Below are 686 nucleotides of genomic sequence, written 5' to 3'. Positions count from 1 at the left end.
CCACCCCTCTCGACCTCCGTATCCCCCGCCCGGCGGGGATCCCGGGGAATCCGACGAGCTCCTCGCCGCCCGGTTGCGGGGCCGTCCGGAGGGCGAGACCGCCCGTGCCGTCGCGTTGCTGACGGCGCGTCACTGGCAGTCCACGCACGACTACGCGACCATCTGCCTCGCCTCGTCCGGACAGACCGCGGCGATGGTCACCGGAGCCGCACTGCACCGGGTCCTGGACCGGGTCGCCCAGGGCGAATCGGCCGTCGCGCTGCGACCGGCGCTGCTGGTGGCCGTGCGGGACACGGTCCGGGAGTGGGCCGCCGACGACCGAATAGCCGATGTTCTGCCCGCGTTGCGGAAACCGGCGGGCGGACGCGGTATGCGCACGGCGGCGACCATGACTCCGGAAAATCGCGCACTCGCCCAGCGGGCATTCCGGTCCCTGCCCGCACTCGCGCGCTGTTTGCTGTGGCACGTCGAGGTCGAGGCGGAGCCCATTTCCGTCCCGGCCGGTCTGCTCGGCATGGATCCCGCTCTCGCGTCGGACGCACTCGAACGGGCACGTGACACATTCCGTCGCGGTTGTGTCCACGCCCATCAGGAACTGTCGCCGACGAAGGACTGCCGCTTCTACAACCGCCTCCTGGACGTCCCCATCCGCCGGGGCGGGGCCCTGCTGCCGGACGTCCGGCAGC

At 72.0% G+C, this 686-nt stretch carries 1 pseudogene; it reads left to right on the top strand.

From position 1 onward, the window contains the following. Positions 1-686 (top strand): annotated as a pseudogene (locus B7L92_RS37900) (hydrolase); the annotation flags it as partial.

Source organism: Streptomyces viridosporus, assembly GCF_002078235.1.
GTDB classification, from domain to species: Bacteria; Actinomycetota; Actinomycetes; order Streptomycetales; family Streptomycetaceae; genus Streptomyces; species Streptomyces viridosporus.
Note: the sequence above shows the minus strand (reverse complement) of the source record. Positions and strands in the feature narration are given on the sequence as shown.